Annotated in this window: 12 protein-coding genes and 1 tRNA gene; 3 read left to right on the top strand and 10 right to left on the bottom strand. The window is 67.1% G+C overall.

From position 1 onward, the window contains the following. Window positions 1–84: 84 nt before the first annotated feature. From prmC to argS, 9 genes are all read right to left on the bottom strand, one after another. Window positions 85–969 (bottom strand): peptide chain release factor N(5)-glutamine methyltransferase, encoded by an 885-nt coding sequence (prmC, locus tag NA11_RS41270; protein WP_069167559.1) that lies wholly within the window; start codon window positions 967–969, stop codon window positions 85–87. Between the two features lie 30 nt (window positions 970–999). Next, on the bottom strand, window positions 1,000–2,070 hold the full coding sequence (prfA, locus tag NA11_RS41265; protein WP_069167558.1) for a peptide chain release factor 1: 1,071 nt from the start codon (window positions 2,068–2,070) through the stop codon (window positions 1,000–1,002). Window positions 2,071–2,232: 162 nt separating this feature from the next. Continuing rightward, window positions 2,233–2,475, bottom strand: a complete 243-nt coding sequence (rpmE, locus tag NA11_RS41260; RefSeq protein WP_069167557.1) for a 50S ribosomal protein L31 — start codon at window positions 2,473–2,475, stop codon at window positions 2,233–2,235. A 770-nt stretch (window positions 2,476–3,245) separates the two neighbouring features. Then, complete coding sequence (rho, locus tag NA11_RS41250; protein WP_084655532.1) at window positions 3,246–5,345, bottom strand: transcription termination factor Rho; 2,100 nt, start codon at window positions 5,343–5,345, stop codon at window positions 3,246–3,248. A gap of 358 nt (window positions 5,346–5,703) precedes the next feature. After that, window positions 5,704–6,726: a homoserine kinase gene (gene thrB, locus NA11_RS41245; protein WP_069167572.1), complete on the bottom strand. Its 1,023-nt coding sequence runs from the start codon at window positions 6,724–6,726 to the stop codon at window positions 5,704–5,706. Window positions 6,727–6,751: 25 nt separating this feature from the next. Then, window positions 6,752–7,846 carry a threonine synthase gene (gene thrC, locus NA11_RS41240; protein ID WP_069167555.1) on the bottom strand — a complete coding sequence of 365 codons (1,095 nt, stop codon included), beginning with the start codon at window positions 7,844–7,846 and terminating at the stop codon, window positions 6,752–6,754. Beyond that, on the bottom strand, window positions 7,843–9,195 hold the full coding sequence (locus tag NA11_RS41235; RefSeq protein WP_069167554.1) for a homoserine dehydrogenase: 1,353 nt from the start codon (window positions 9,193–9,195) through the stop codon (window positions 7,843–7,845). Before NA11_RS41235 ends, thrC begins: the two co-directional genes overlap by 4 nt. Beyond that, the gene (lysA, locus tag NA11_RS41230; protein WP_069167553.1) at window positions 9,192–10,613 is read right to left on the bottom strand and encodes a diaminopimelate decarboxylase; all 1,422 of its coding nucleotides are present in this window, start codon (window positions 10,611–10,613) and stop codon (window positions 9,192–9,194) included. Before lysA ends, NA11_RS41235 begins: the two co-directional genes overlap by 4 nt. 128 nt (window positions 10,614–10,741) lie before the next feature. Then, window positions 10,742–12,400: an arginine--tRNA ligase gene (gene argS / locus NA11_RS41225; RefSeq protein ID WP_069167552.1), complete on the bottom strand. Its 1,659-nt coding sequence runs from the start codon at window positions 12,398–12,400 to the stop codon at window positions 10,742–10,744. A gap of 116 nt (window positions 12,401–12,516) precedes the next feature. Between argS and NA11_RS41220 the strand changes: the two genes are divergently transcribed. The 3 genes from NA11_RS41220 (at window position 12,517) to NA11_RS41210 (ending at window position 14,350) form a co-directional block, all read left to right on the top strand. Then, a complete protein-coding gene (locus NA11_RS41220) occupies window positions 12,517–13,467 on the top strand; it encodes a thioredoxin-like domain-containing protein (protein WP_069167551.1) in 951 nt (316 codons plus the stop codon). Window positions 13,468–13,473: 6 nt separating this feature from the next. After that, window positions 13,474–14,184 carry a DUF305 domain-containing protein gene (locus NA11_RS41215; RefSeq protein WP_069167550.1) on the top strand — a complete coding sequence of 237 codons (711 nt, stop codon included), beginning with the start codon at window positions 13,474–13,476 and terminating at the stop codon, window positions 14,182–14,184. A 93-nt stretch (window positions 14,185–14,277) separates the two neighbouring features. Beyond that, window positions 14,278–14,350: transfer RNA gene (locus NA11_RS41210), tRNA-Arg, on the top strand. Window positions 14,351–14,406: 56 nt separating this feature from the next. Here NA11_RS41210 and NA11_RS46480 read toward each other — a convergent pair. Continuing rightward, the coding region (locus tag NA11_RS46480) for a hypothetical protein (protein WP_218023485.1) at window positions 14,407–14,587 on the bottom strand (181 nt) is incomplete at its 5' end.

The raw sequence follows: 14,587 nt of genomic DNA, 5'->3' as shown, positions 1-14,587 counted from the left end.
CGTCCCGACGAGTTACCCATGTACTCACGAAATCAGTTGCCACCTTGGCATATCGGTGTGATCAACGCCTGCAAAGGGTGGCGATCAGCGCTGAGCACGAATTGCGGCGACGAATCGGGGTTTTCCGGCGAGGTCGGGGTGTTCGACGATGTCGATGAAGTCGCCGTTTTTGCCGAGCATGGCCGCGAGGTCGGAGCCGTTGGAGTCGTCGTGTTCGACGGCTACCCCGCCGGTGGGGCGAAGCAGGCGGGTGATGGTGGGGATGATCGCGCGGATGACGTCGAGGCCGTCGCTACCGCTGAAAAGGGCCATGTGCGGGTCGTGGTCGGCGACCTCGGGGTCGAGCTCGGCGCCGTCGGGGATGTAGGGCGGGTTGGCGACGACGAGGTCGACGCGGCCGTCGAGCTCGGTCAGCAGAGCGGGATCGGTGACGTCGGCGGCGTGCAAGGTGATGGGGGTGTCGCCGTCTGCGCGGCATCGGTCGGCGTTGCGGCGGGCCCATTCCAGCGCGGCCGGGTCGAGCTCGACGGCATGGACGTCGGCGTCCGGGCGGGCATGCGCGATGGCGAGGGCCAATGCGCCGGAACCCGTGCAGAGGTCGACGACGACCGGCGTGTGGTCGTGCGGCAGCGTTTCCAATTGGGCGAGGGCCCAGGCGAAGAGCAATTCCGTTTCCGGGCGCGGGATGAAGACGCCAGGGCCGACCGCGAGCTCGATATCACCCATCGCCGCCGTTCCAGTCAAGTGCTGCAACGGAATTCGGGAGGCGCGACGAGCGACGAGCGCGCGATACTCGGCCAGCGCACTCGGCGCGATGAGCGGAGTCATCAGCAGCCGAGTGCGTTCGACGCCGAGGACATGCGCGGCAAGGTGCTCGGCATCGGACTGCGGACTGTGCACCCCGGCGGCCCGCAATGTCTCGACGGCGTCATTGATGGCAGGGCGCAGAGCAACCCGAGTGACGGTCATACCCAGCACATTACGAGCCCGGCGCGCCGATTACTCAGCTGCCATCCTTGCTTCGCGATCTGCCTTGCCGAGCGCATCGAGGAGCGCGTCCAGGTCGCCGTCCAGCACGGCGTCCAGATTGTGTGCCTTGAAACCGATGCGGTGGTCGGTGATCCGGTTCTCCGGGAAGTTGTAGGTGCGGATGCGTTCGGAACGGTCCACCGTGCGGATCTGGCTGGCCCGACCCGCCGCGGCCTCCTGGTCGGCCTGTTCCTCGGCGAGCGCCTGCAGACGGGCGGCGAGCACCTGCATGGCACGCGCCTTGTTCTGCAGCTGTGAACGCTCGTTCTGGCAGGTCACCACGATGCCGGAGGGCAGGTGGGTGATGCGAACGGCGGAGTCGGTGGTGTTGACGCCCTGACCACCCTTGCCGGACGACCGGTAGACGTCGATGCGCAGGTCGGTCTCGTCGATCTGCACCTCTTCCACCTCGTCGGGTTCCGGGTAGATGAGGACACCGGCGGCCGAGGTGTGAATACGGCCCTGTGACTCGGTGACCGGCACGCGCTGCACGCGGTGCACGCCGCCTTCGAACTTGAATCGCGACCAGACGCCGTCGCGAGCGGCGTCGCGGCTCTTGATCGACAGCGTCGCGTCCTTGTATCCGCCGAGGTCGGAGATGGTGACGTCGAGGATCTCGACCTTCCAGCCGTGCCGTTCCGCGTAGCGGACATACATGCGGGCCAGGTCGGAGGCGAACAGCGCCGATTCCTCGCCGCCCTCACCGGATTTCACCTCGAGCACCACGTCGTCGCCGTCGTGCGGGTCGCGGGGGGCGAGCAGGTCGGCCAGCGACTGCTCCAGTTCGCCGACCTGTCGTTCCAGGTCGGGGACCTCGGCGGCGAACGCAGCGTCGTCGGCCGCGAGTTCCTGCGCGGCGGCGAGATCGTCTTTGGCGGACTTCAGCTTGGTGTAGGTGGCCATGATCGGCGCGAGTTCGGCGAATCGCTTGCCGACTCGGCGCGCGGCTCCCGGATCGTTGTGCAGCGCCGGGTCGGACAGCTGCGTCTCCAGGCCGGCGTGCTCGGCCAGAATGTCATCGATCGCGGACGGTTGCGTCACTGTGCTTCCTCTTCCTGAATTCCCTGCCGACTCTGCGGGCTGAGCGTCAACGCCGGAGGAGGTAGCGCAGGTCACCACGTAGGCGTAGCGAAGACCTCCATCGGGCACTGACAAAGCACCGACGCCCGGCCTGCAGCGCAGGACCGGGCGTCGGCGAGGAAGCTACTTGGCTGCGGCGTCTTCCGCGCCCTTCTTGCCTGCACGCTTGCCGTAGCGAGCCTCGAAGCGGGCCACGCGGCCGCCGGTGTCGAGGATCTTCTGCTTGCCCGTGTAGAACGGGTGGCACTGCGAGCAAACTTCGACGGTGATGTGTCCGGACTCCTTGGTGCTGCGAGTCTGGAAGGTGTTGCCGCAACCACAGACGACCGTGGTTTCGACATACGTCGGGTGGATTCCTGCCTTCATGGGTGTCCTCTCGATATTGGTCGCCGGGTCGCTCGCACGGGGATTCGCGCCGAACGTGAACCGGAACCGACTAGGCGGGAGGTCTGCTCGAACGGAGCAGACGCAACGACCGTTCAGTATGCCAGAACTGTCGCTACGCTCCCAAAACGCCCCCGGGTGGTGGTTTGTTCCCCGGCATCCCCCGACTCTTCCCGCCCCTGGAAATAGCGTCACGCGGATCGGCGGTGTCTCAGGAACCCTGAAGTCGGGTAGTGCGCTACTCAAGAATACGAACAGGAGCGTTCATAGAGTTTGAGACCTGAGCACAATGCCGTGCCTCGACACAGAAAGGAGAGCTGGTGAACTTCCGAGCCGCAGCCGCGATCTTCGGGCTCCTGATTCTCGCTGTCGTGGTTGGCTGGTGCGCCCGCCCCGACACCATGATCTCGGCCGCCCCGGAGACCACCGTGTACATCGAGGCCACGAGCACCGCCCCGGAGGGGAGCGCGGTGACGGCCACGGCGATCATTCTCGGTTTCCTGATCGGCGGCGCGGCATTGATCGGTCTCTTCTTCTTCAACCCACCAACGCCGAAAGGGCCGCCGGCCCGCCTCTCCGCGATTTCTGCCGGCCGCCAGGTGCTCCACGACAGCCGTTGCGGACCGGCGGTCGTCGAGATCGGCCAGTTTTGGGCGTGCCCGACGAGTTACCCATGTTGGCACGAAATCAGTTGTCACGTGGGCATAGAAAAGCGACGGGGACTCCGCGTCATCAGCGGAGTCCCCGTCTCTCTACTCGTCCAGAGCGCCAGGCGCGGTCTTGCTCACCTGCATCAGGAACTCGAGGTTGTTCTTGGACTTCTTCAGACGGTCGATCAGCAGATCGATCGCCTGATGCGAATCCAGGCCGGACAGTACGCGACGCAGCTTGTGCAGCACCGCCGCCTCGTCCGGGTTGAGCAGTAGCTCGTCCTTACGGGTACCGGACGGGTTGACGTCCACCGCGGGGAACACGCGCCGTTCCGCGATCTTGCGGTCCAGCTTGAGCTCTGCGTTACCGGTGCCCTTGAACTCCTCGAAGATCACCGTGTCACCGGTCGAACCGGTTTCCACCATCGCGGTCGCGATGATCGTCAGGGAGCCGCCGTTCTCGATGTTGCGCGCCGCGCCGAGGAACCGCTTTGGCGGGTACAGCGCGGTGGAATCGACACCACCGGAAAGGATTCGGCCGGAAGCAGGCGAGGAGTTGTTGTATGCGCGACCCAGTCGAGTGATCGAGTCGAGCAGCACGACAACGTCTTTGCCCATTTCCACCAGGCGCTTGGCGCGCTCGATGGCGAGCTCGGCGACCGAGGTGTGGTCTGACGGCGGCCGGTCGAAGGTGGAGGCGATGACCTCACCCTTCACCGAGCGCTGCATGTCGGTGACCTCTTCCGGACGCTCGTCGACCAGCACAACCATGAGGTAGACCTCGGGGTTGTTGATGGCGATGGCGTTCGCGATGTCCTGCATGATCGTCGTCTTACCGGCCTTCGGCGGCGAGACGATCAGGGCACGCTGGCCCTTACCGATCGGCATGATCAGGTCGATGACGCGGGTGGTCAGCTTGTTCGGCTGAGTCTCCAAGCGCAGCCGCTGATTCGGGTACAGCGGGGTGAGCTTGCTGAACTCGGGGCGCCGCTTGGCCGCCTCGACCTCGCCACCGTTGACCGTGTCCAGCCGCACCAGCGGATCGAACTTCTGTCGCTGGTTGCTCTGCTCGCCGTCACGCGGAGCGCGCACCGCACCGGTGATCGCGTCACCGCGGCGCAGGCCGTTCTTGCGCACCAGATTCATCGAGACGTACACGTCGTTCGGTCCGGCCAGGTAACCCGAGGTGCGGACGAACGCATAGTTGTCCAGCACGTCGAGAATGCCCGCAACCGGCTGCAGCACATCGTCTTCGCGGATTTCCAACTCGCGAGCCTCGCCGCCACCGCCGCCGGTTTCGCGGTCACGCCCACGACGGCGCTCCCGGAATCGACGTCCACGCCGACCGCGACCGCCCTCTTCGTCGTCGCCACCGCGATCGTTGTTGCGGTCGTTGCGGCCGCCGTTGGCATTGCCGCCGTTGCCGTTCTGGTTGTTGCGCTCACCCGACTGGCCGCGCTCACCCGACTGGTTCCGCTCACCGGACTGGTTGCGCTCGCCGGACTGGTTGCGCTCGCCGGACTGGTTGCGCTCGCCGGACTGGTTGCGCTCACCCGACTGGTTGCGCTCACGGCGCCGCTCACCCTGCTCGGCGTCCTGCTTCGGCTCGTCACCACGCGCATCGGCGGTCGCGCTGTCACCGCCGGATCGCGCCTGGTCACGGCCGCGCCGCTGCCGACCACGACCACGCTGGCCCGCGTCGCGGCCCGCGTCTTCGGTGCCTTCGGCCGCGTTGGACGGCGCGGTCTCGGCCGGTGCCGAGTTCACTGGGGCAGCATCCTTCGCCGGGGCAGCAGCCTCGACAACCGGAGCGACCTTCGCCGGGGCGGGATCCACATCGAGGGTCCCCTGTTCGGCCCGAGCGGGCGCAGCGGCAGGCGCTTCCGAATTAGCGGGCGTATCGGCCTTGGCGGAAACCGCGGACTTGGCCTGTCCCCCTTCGGGCTTTTCACCCTTCGCCGGTTTTCCGGCCTGATTTTCCTTGATGGCGGCGATCAAATCGCCTTTGCGCATTCCGGAGGTGCCTCGGATACCGAGCTCCCCCGCGAGCGCGCGCAACTGCGGCAACAACATTCCAGTCAGCCCCGATCGTGCGACGTCGGTTTGTTCGCTCATCTTCGAAATCTGTCCGGAGTCACTTTCGCGGTCGCCTGTCGGGTTGGAATCCACCCCAGGTGTCGCGAGCAGGTCCGTATCTGTCACGGAAATCCTTTCCTTCCCCCGATTGCCGTGTGCTGTGTCGAGGGTTCGTCCCGCAGTCCGGGCATTCTGCCGGACTCGGATGCGTCCGTCCGCTTCGCCACCGGTGGTGAGAGGTGGGAGAGATCATTCCAGTTGCGCAGCTACGCAGCACCCCCATGGCCTGGAGGCTCGAGCCTGGAGCCTGCTGGAGCGATTGCCCTGATGAAGCACCGGCGTCTGATGCGCACGATGTACGGACTCGCTCAGGATAGCTGCCTATTGCGAATATCGGCAAGCCAGACGCGCCGTCGCCGTGCGAGCGAGGGATCTGGCGGCCACAATGCGGTGTCACCACGCAGAATCCCGGGCGCGTCGCGCATCAATCACCGGTGATCAGAACCCCGTCGGCCAGGCCGGGTTCCAGCACGCGCAGGCCGTCCATGGCCGCGAGTTCGCGGAGTTCGGCAGGGAATTCGTCAGTGCCCAATGCCAACACGGTCGGCCCTGCCCCCGAAACGGTGGCCGCGATTCCGGCCGCTCGCAGCCGGGAAATCCAGGTGGTCGTCAACGGCAGCGCAGGGGCACGCTGGGCCTGATGCAGCCGATCGGCGGTCGCGGGCATCAGCAGATCCGGTCGCTGGGTCAGCGCGACCACGGCGAGCGCGGCCCTGCTTACGTTGAACGCGGCGTCCCCGTGCGGAACAACCTCGGGCAACAAACCCCTGGTGTGCGCGGTGGCCGAGCGTTCTTCGGGGATCAACACGATGGGGCGCAGCGCGGGGTGCGCATCGAGCCGGACGGCCCGGTAGACCCGCCCGTGATGCTCGGCCCTCGGTACCCCGTCCTGGCCGATGTCGGCGGCCCGGTCGGTCTCGGTCCACGACACCACGACGCCGCCGAGCACGCTGGCCGCCGCATTGTCCGGGTGACCCTCGAATTCCGAAGCGAGCTGCACCAATTGGTCGGCGGAGGTGGCCAGCGCCGGATCCAGCTTCGCGGCGAGCGCGCACCCGGCGGCCAGCCCGCCGACCACGGCAGAGGCCGAGGAGCCGAGGCCGCGCGAATGCGGAATCACGTTGCGGCACACCACATCGAGGCCGTCGGCCCAGACGTTCGCCGACTCCAGCCCGCGCTCGATCGCGCGCACCACGAGATGCGAAGGGCCCCATGGCACGTCGTCGGCGCCCTCACCCTCGACCCGGATCGTCAATCCGGAAGTCGTAGTGCGCACCTCGATCTCGTCGTAGATACCCAAGGCCATGCCGAGCGAGTCGAACCCTGGCCCGAGGTTGGCGGTGGACGCGGGCACCCGCGCCGTCACCGAAAGTCCCGCGGGCAGCGTGCGGCTCGCGCCGGCGCCGCGCGGGCGCCGACGCCCGTCCGCCGACTGGGTTTCGGCCAATAACTGGTCTTCGCGCGAATTCAACTCAGGCCAGCTCTAGTTCGGCGGCGACCGCGACCGGGTCGACCGGAATCGCCTGCACCTGGGGCATTCCCAGCAGCGCGGTGTCCGGATCCTTGAGGCCGTTGCCGGTCACCGTGCACACCACGGTGAGACCCGCGTCCAGCCAGCCTTCCTTGCGCGCCGCGAGCAGTCCCGCGATGCTGGCCGCCGACGCGGGCTCGACGAATACGCCCTCGGTCGCGGCGACGAGGCGGTACGCCGCCAGGATCTCGTCGTCGGTCGCGGCGCGGAACGCGCCACCGGACTCGTCCTTGGCCGCCACCGCGGCATTCCACGAGGCAGGCGCGCCGATCCGGATGGCCGTCGCGATGGTCTCCGGGTTGCGCACCGGCGCACCGTTGACCAGCGGCGCGGCCCCCGCGGCCTGCACACCGAGCATGCGCGGCAGCTGGGTGGTGATGCCGTCGGCGTAGTACTCGCGATAGCCGCGCCAGTAGGCGGTGATGTTGCCCGCGTTGCCGACGGGCAGCGCGTGGACATCGGGGGCCCGGCCGAGCACGTCACAGATCTCGAACGATGCGGTCTTCTGTCCCTCGATGCGCGCCGGGTTCACCGAGTTCACCAGGCCGATGCTCGGGAAATCCGAGGTGACCTTGCGCGCCAGTTCCAGGCAGTCGTCGAAGTTGCCGTCGACCTGAATGATTTTGGCGCCCAACATGACCGCCTGCGCCAGCTTGCCCATCGCGATCTTGCCCTGCGGGATGAGCACGGCACAGCTCATGCCTGCGCGGGTCGCGTAGGCCGCGGCCGATGCCGAGGTGTTGCCGGTGGAGGCGCAGAGCACCGCCTGCTGGCCCTGATACTTGGCGTCGGTGATCGCGACCGTCATGCCGCGGTCCTTGAACGAGCCGGACGGGTTCAGACCCTCGACCTTGAGATATACCTCACAGCCGGTCAGCTCCGAGAGATGCGGCGCTGGCACCAGCGGCGTACCGCCCTCGTACAGGGTGACCGGCTCCCAGTCGGCCGCACCCGCGATCCGATCCCGGTAAGCCGCAATCAGACCCGGCCAGCGCGAATGCACTCCGGCCTGCGGCGCCACGCCAGTCGTACTCATTCTTCGGTGCCTTCCAATCTAAGAACACTGGTGATGGATGTGACGGATTCCATCTCCGCCAGGGCGGCCACGGTGTCCGCGAGCGCCGATTCCAACGCGTGGTGGGTGACCACGACCAGGCGGGCTCCCGTGCCGTGCCCCTCTTGGCGGACGGTCGAGATGCTCACCTCGTGCTTGGCGAACTTGTCCGCCACCGCGGCCAGGACCCCGGGACGGTCTGCCACCTGCAGGTTCACGTGGTAGCGGGTGGGCGTGTCGCCGATCGGTGCGATCGGTAGCTCAGCATAAACCGATTCGCCGGGGGCACGGCCACCGTAGAACTTGTTGCGGGCGGCCATCACCAGATCGCCGAGTACCGCGGAGGCGGTCGGCGCACCGCCGGCACCCTGGCCGTAGAACATCAACCGGCCCGCGTTCTCCGCCTCGACGACCACCGCGTTGAAGGCGCCGCCAACGGCAGCTAACGGATGCTTGCGCGGCACCAGCGCCGGGTAGACGCGCACCGAGACACGCTCCTTGCCGCCCTCGGCAGGAGTCGGCTCGCCGGGACCAGCGGCGACCCGCTCGCAGATGGCGAGCAGCTTGACCGTGCAGTTCAACGCGGACGCGGTCTCCAGATCCTCGGAGCTGATCTTGGAAATACCCTCGCGGTAGACATCAGCCGCGGTCACCCTGGTGTGGAACGCGAGCGAGGCGAGGATCGCGGCCTTGGCGGCGGCGTCGTAGCCCTCCACGTCGGCGGTCGGGTCGGCCTCGGCGTACCCGAGGCGGGTGGCCTCGGCGAGGGTGGCGGAGTAGTCGGCGCCGGTCTCGTCCATCGCGGACAGGATGAAGTTGGTGGTGCCGTTGACGATGCCGACCACCCGGTTGACCCGGTCACCGGCCAGCGACTGGATGAGCGGGCGGACCACCGGGATGGCGCCGGCGACCGCGGCCTCGAAGTAGAGGTCGGCACGGTTGCGCTCGGCGGCTGCCGCGAGTTCGCCGGTGTAGTCGGCGAGCAGTGCCTTGTTCGCGGTCACCACGGATTTGCCTGCGTTCAACGCGGCCAGGATCAGCCTGCGCGGCGGGTCGATGCCGCCGATGACCTCGACGACCAGGTCGACATCGTCGCGGGCGACCAGTGCGTCCGCGTCGGTGGTCAGCAGTTCGGCGGGGACACCGCGATCGGAGTCGAGATTGCGCACCGCGATGCCGCGCAGCACCAGGGGCGCGCCGACGCGCGAGCGCAGGTCTTCGGAATGCTCACGCAGGATCCGCACCACCTCGGCGCCGACATTGCCCATGCCGAGGACCGCGACGCCGATCGGCTGATCACTCCCCCAAGAATTCTGAGCAGGGTTCGTCATGATTCAACCTCCAAACTGAGCAGGTCCGCCACCGTTTCCCGGCGCAGAATGAGTCGCGGCTGTCCGTCACGCACCGCGACCACCGCAGGACGGGTCAGCTGGTTGTATCGGCTCGACATCGAATAGCAGTAGGCGCCGGTCGCGGCGACGGCGACCAGGTCGCCTGGGCCGACATCTTCCGGCATCCAGGTATCGCGGATGACGATATCGCCACTCTCGCAATGCTTTCCGACGACGCGGGCGACCACGGGCGCCGCCTCGGAGGAGCGCGAGACCAGTCGGCAGTCGTAGTCGGCCTGATACAGCGCCGGGCGGATGTTGTCGCTCATGCCGCCGTCGACGCTGATGTAGCGCCTGCGCAGGCCACCGTCGAGGGAGACGTCCTTGGTGGTGCCGACCTCGTACAGGGTGACGGTGCCGGGGCCTGCGATCGCACGACCCGGCTCCACCGCGATCTTCGGCTGCGGCAAGCCGATGGCGGCCGCCTCGGCGGCGACCAGATCGCGCACCTTGGCCGCGAAGTCGTCCAGCGGCGGCGGGTCATCGTTCGGCAAGTACGAAATACCAAGTCCGCCACCGAGATCGAGTGTGGAGATCTGGGCGGTGCGCTCGACGCCGAACTTGTCGATCGCCTCGTGCAGCAGACGGAGCATGCGGCGCGCGGCGATCTCGAAACCGTCGATCTCGAAGATCTGCGAGCCGATGTGGCTGTGCAGGCCGACCAGACGCAGGTTGTCCGCGTCGAAGACGCGGGCGAGCGCCTCCATGGCGTCACCACCGGCGATCGAGAAGCCGAACTTCTGGTCCTCGTGCGCGGTCGAAATGTATTCGTGCGTATGGGCTTCCACGCCGACGGTGACCCGGACCAGGACGTCCTGCACCACACCGGCGCGGCCTGCGATGGCTTCGAGGCGCTCGATCTCGATCAGCGAGTCGACCACGACATGGCCGACCCCGGCCGCGACCGCAGCCTCCAGCTCTATCGCCGACTTATTGTTGCCGTGCAAGGCAATTCGCTCAGCCGGGAAGCCTGCATGCAACGCGATCGCGAGCTCGCCGCCGGAACACACGTCCAGCGAGAGGCCCTCGTCGCGGATCCAGCGCGCGATCTCGCCGCACAGGAAGGCCTTGGACGCGTAGTGCACTCGAGCGTTCGGTCCGAAGGCGCGCACCATGTCGCGGCAGCGGGTGCGGAAATCGTCCTCGTCGACCACGAACAGCGGGGTGCCGAACTCGGCGGCCAGCTCGTGCACCGGCACGCCGGCAAAGCTCACCACGCCGTCGGCATCACGAGTCGCGTTGCGCGGCCACACATTCGCGGGCAGATCGATCATCTGCTGCGGATCACGAGGACGCTCAGGCAGATTCGGAGCGTGCGGGATTTCGGCATGCCGAGGTCCAGCCGGGTGTGCGCTCACGACTCCGCCTCGCTGACGCTCGGCTCCGTCGTGACTGCACAGGCAGCTGTGTCTGTGATTCGCTCGCTGCGCTCACTCATGGGATAGGTGTCCCTTCTCGGCGTTGTTCTGAAAGTTCCTGCGCCCGTTCACATGCGCTCCGGTGCGCTCACGCCGAGCAAGGCGAGGCCGTTCGCGAGCACCTGACGGGTCGCGTTGACCAGCACCAGCCTGGCGGCGTTGGTGGGGCTGACAGGCTCGTCGCCGAGCGGAAGCACGCGCAGCGTCTTGCTGGTCTGGAACCGGTGGTAGGCGCCTGCCAGTTCCTCCAGGTAGCGGGCGACCCGGTGCGGTTCGCGCAGGCTCGCGGCACTGGTCACCACACGCGGGTACTCGCCGAGGGTGCGAATGAGCTCACCCTCCTCCTCCGCAGTGAGCAACGCGAGATCCGCGGTGACCTTGTCGTAGTCGAACTCCGCGGCGTTGCGCGCGATCGACGCGGTCCGCGCGTGCGCGTATTGCACGTAATAGACCGGGTTTTCGTTGCTCTGACTGGCCCACAGGTTCAGATCGATATCGATGCTCGAGTTCACCGACGAACGCACCAGCGAGTACCGGCCCGCGTCGACGCCGATCGCGTCGACCAGGTCGTCGAGGGTCACCACGGTGCCCGCCCGCTTGCTCATCTTCACCGCGACACCGTCTTTGAGCAGATTCACCATCTGCCCGATCAGCACCTCGACGGTGGCCGGGTCCTCGCCCGACACCGAGGCGATCGCCTTCAACCGGCCGATGTAACCGTGGTGGTCGGCGCCGAGCATGTAGATGCACAGGTCGAAACCGCGCGCCCGCTTGTCCTGGAAATACGCGATGTCACCGGCGACATAGGCGGGATTGCCATCGCTCTTGAGAACAACGCGATCCTGGTCGTCACCGTATTCGGAGCTGGCAATCCACCAGGCGCCGTCCTTCTCGTACAGATCGCCGGAAGCCTTGAGCTTGGTGGTGGCCCGCTCGACCGCGCCCGATTCGAACAGCGAGCTCTCGTTGAAGTACACGTCGAAATCGGTGCCGAAATCGTGCAGCGACTCGCGGATCTGCGCGAACATCATCTCGACGCCCTCGGCGCGGAACAGCTCCTGCCGCTCGGCCGCAGGCAACGACACCGCGTCCGGGTGCTCGGCCACGATCCGGTCGGCGATCTCACCGATGTAGGCGCCCGCGTAGCCGTCTTCCGGGGTCGGCGCACCCGTGGCCGCCGCCACCAGCGACCTGGCGAACCGCTCGATCTGTGCGCCGTGATCGTTGAAGTAGTACTCGCGCACCACGTCCGCGCCCTGGGCAGCCAGGATCCGGCCGAGCGCGTCACCAACCGCGGCCCACCGGGTGCCACCGAGATGCACCGGTCCGGTCGGGTTGGCCGACACGAATTCCAGGTTGATCCTGGTGCCCTTCAGCGTCTCCGCAGTGCCGTACGCGGCCCCTGCGGCGAGCACCTGCTCGAGAATGGCGCCCTGCGCGGAGGCAGCGAGCCGAATGTTCAGGAAGCCGGGCCCGGCGACCTCGGCGACGGAAATCCCGTCGGCCGCGGTCAGCGCCTCGGCGAGCCAGGTCGCCAAATCCCGCGGATTCGTTCCTGCCTTCTTTGCCACTTTCATCGCCACATTCGTGGCATAGTCACCGTGTTCGGGGTTTCGGGGACGCTCAACAGTGACCTCGTCGGGCAGGACAGCGGGGTCCAGTCCGCGTTCGACAAGCACCTTCGCCGCAGTGGCGCGAAGGAGATCTGCAAGGTCAGCTGGAGTCACGAGTCTCTATCCTATGGTCTAGGCGGGTGTACACCTCGAGTGGGCACTGCGCCGCCACCGTCCGCGACCCACACAGCACGATGCGGATCCATCACGTCGAGAGAGCACCACGAGCGATGCCGAGCAGTCCCAGCGCCAAATCGGCCAAGGCCGCCAAAGCCGGAGCGAAGTTGTCGACTCCCCGCAAGGGCGGAGGTCGGGGCCAACTTCCCAAGAAGAATCGTCAGATCCCCTGGTTGGCCATTGGCGCTACCGCAGTCATCATCGCATTGATCGGGGTACTCGCCTACAACCTGGTGCCCAAGTACCAGGAGAAGGCGGACCTGGAGAAGTACACGCCGAGCGCACAGCGCAAAGACCCCTCGGACGCGATCCCCGGCGTAGTCAAGAAGGAATACCCGGCCGGGCTGCACATCGGCCCGACCCAGCGGGTCGCCTACGACCAGAGTCCGGCGTTCGGCGGACCGCACGACAGTTCCTGGGCGACCTGCACCGGCGTCGTGTACGACAAGCCGATCCGGACCGAGAACGCGGTGCACTCGCTCGAACACGGCGCGGTATGGATCACCTACAACCCGGACAAGGTGAACGCCGCGGGGATCGACGAGCTGAAAAGCAAAGTCGCGAACAAGCCGTACAGCTTGATGTCGCCGTATCCCGGTCTGGACACAGCGATTTCGCTGCAATCGTGGGGTCATCAGCTGAAGCTGGACAGTGCCGACGACAAGCGGGTCGGTCAGTTCATCTCCGCGTTGCGGTTGAATTCCTACACCTATCCCGAGGTCGGCGCGGACTGCTCGACGATCGCGTTCGACACCGACAATCCACCGCCGTTCGACCCGACACCGCCAGGACCGGATGCGGTGCCGATGGACGGTAAGGGGTTGAAGCCGGATCCGTCCGAGATGCCGGGTGGGCTGCCCGGCGTGCCTGGCGTTCCCGGACTTCCGGGGCTGCCAGGGTTGCCCGGTGTCCCCGGTGCGCCGAATCCCGGTCAGCCCGTGCCTGTTCCGGGTCAGCCCGCGCCCAATCCCGGCCAGCCCGTCCCGCAGCAACCCAGGAGCTGATCGACAGTGTCCACCGATCTCGCGCCGGACTCGTCCGAGTCCGGCCTCCGCGGTCAGATTCGACGCCAAAGCACCGCGCTGCTCGTGCTCGGCGCCATCGGCGCCATCCTGATCGGCGTCGCCGTCGGCGCCCTGATCCGGCTGCCGCTGAACAGTTCCGCCGAGCCGGACCCCGGCGCCGTCGACATCGGCTTCACCCAAGACATGTCGGCTCATCACGCGCAGGCCGTCGAAATGGCCGGCGTTGTCCTGGTTCGCTCCACCGACACCGATGTGCGCCGGCTCGCCTACGACATCATGACCACCCAGCAGAATCAGGTCGGTCGCATGCAAGGCTGGCTGCAGCTCTGGGGCAAGCCTGCGCAGGGCGCCGACGGGTACATGGGTTGGATGGTCGACCGGCCGGGCGGCCACGATCACGCGGCAAGCACCCACGCCATGTCCGGGACCGTGCAGACCATGCCCGGCATGGCCAGCGCCGCCGACCTCGCCGCGCTCCGGCAAGCCACCGGCCCCGCACTCGACACCCTGTTCCTGCAGCTCATGCTGCGCCACCACCAGGGCGGCCTGCCGATGATCGACTACGCCGCCGAATACGCCGAAACCACCGCCGTCCGCACCCTCGCCGAGACCATGGACAAGACCCAACGCGGCGAAGCTCAGCTCCTCGCCGCCATGCTCAGCACCCGCGGCGGCACCCCACTCCCTCAGAACTGACCCGCCCAACACCCTTTTTGGCCTACGGCGACCGATGCGATACGCTTTCACCGCCCGATCGGCGGCCAACCAGCCCCGACCGAGTCCTATCCCGCCCTCGTAGCTCAGGGGATAGAGCGTCTGCCTCCGGAGCAGAAGGCCGCAGGTTCGAATCCTGCCGAGGGCACCGGTAGAAGGCCCCGACCAGCGTTGATGCGGTCGGGGCCTTTTCGTATCCACCACTCAGCCCGCTGACTCGCCCCATCCATGCGCGAGTTCCGTTCGTGGCCAACGCTTATCGGTGTTGCTGCCGAATTGGGCACACGGGATCAAGAGCGCCTGCGGCGGCGCATGCGCGCCACCAAGGCTGCTGGAGAGTTCGGTTGCGGATACGCTGTCGGGTGCGGGTTCCTGCTGTTTCGGA

It is taken from the genome of Nocardia altamirensis NBRC 108246, assembly GCF_001612685.1.
GTDB classification, from domain to species: Bacteria; Actinomycetota; Actinomycetes; order Mycobacteriales; family Mycobacteriaceae; genus Nocardia; species Nocardia altamirensis.
Note: the sequence above shows the minus strand (reverse complement) of the source record. Positions and strands in the feature narration are given on the sequence as shown.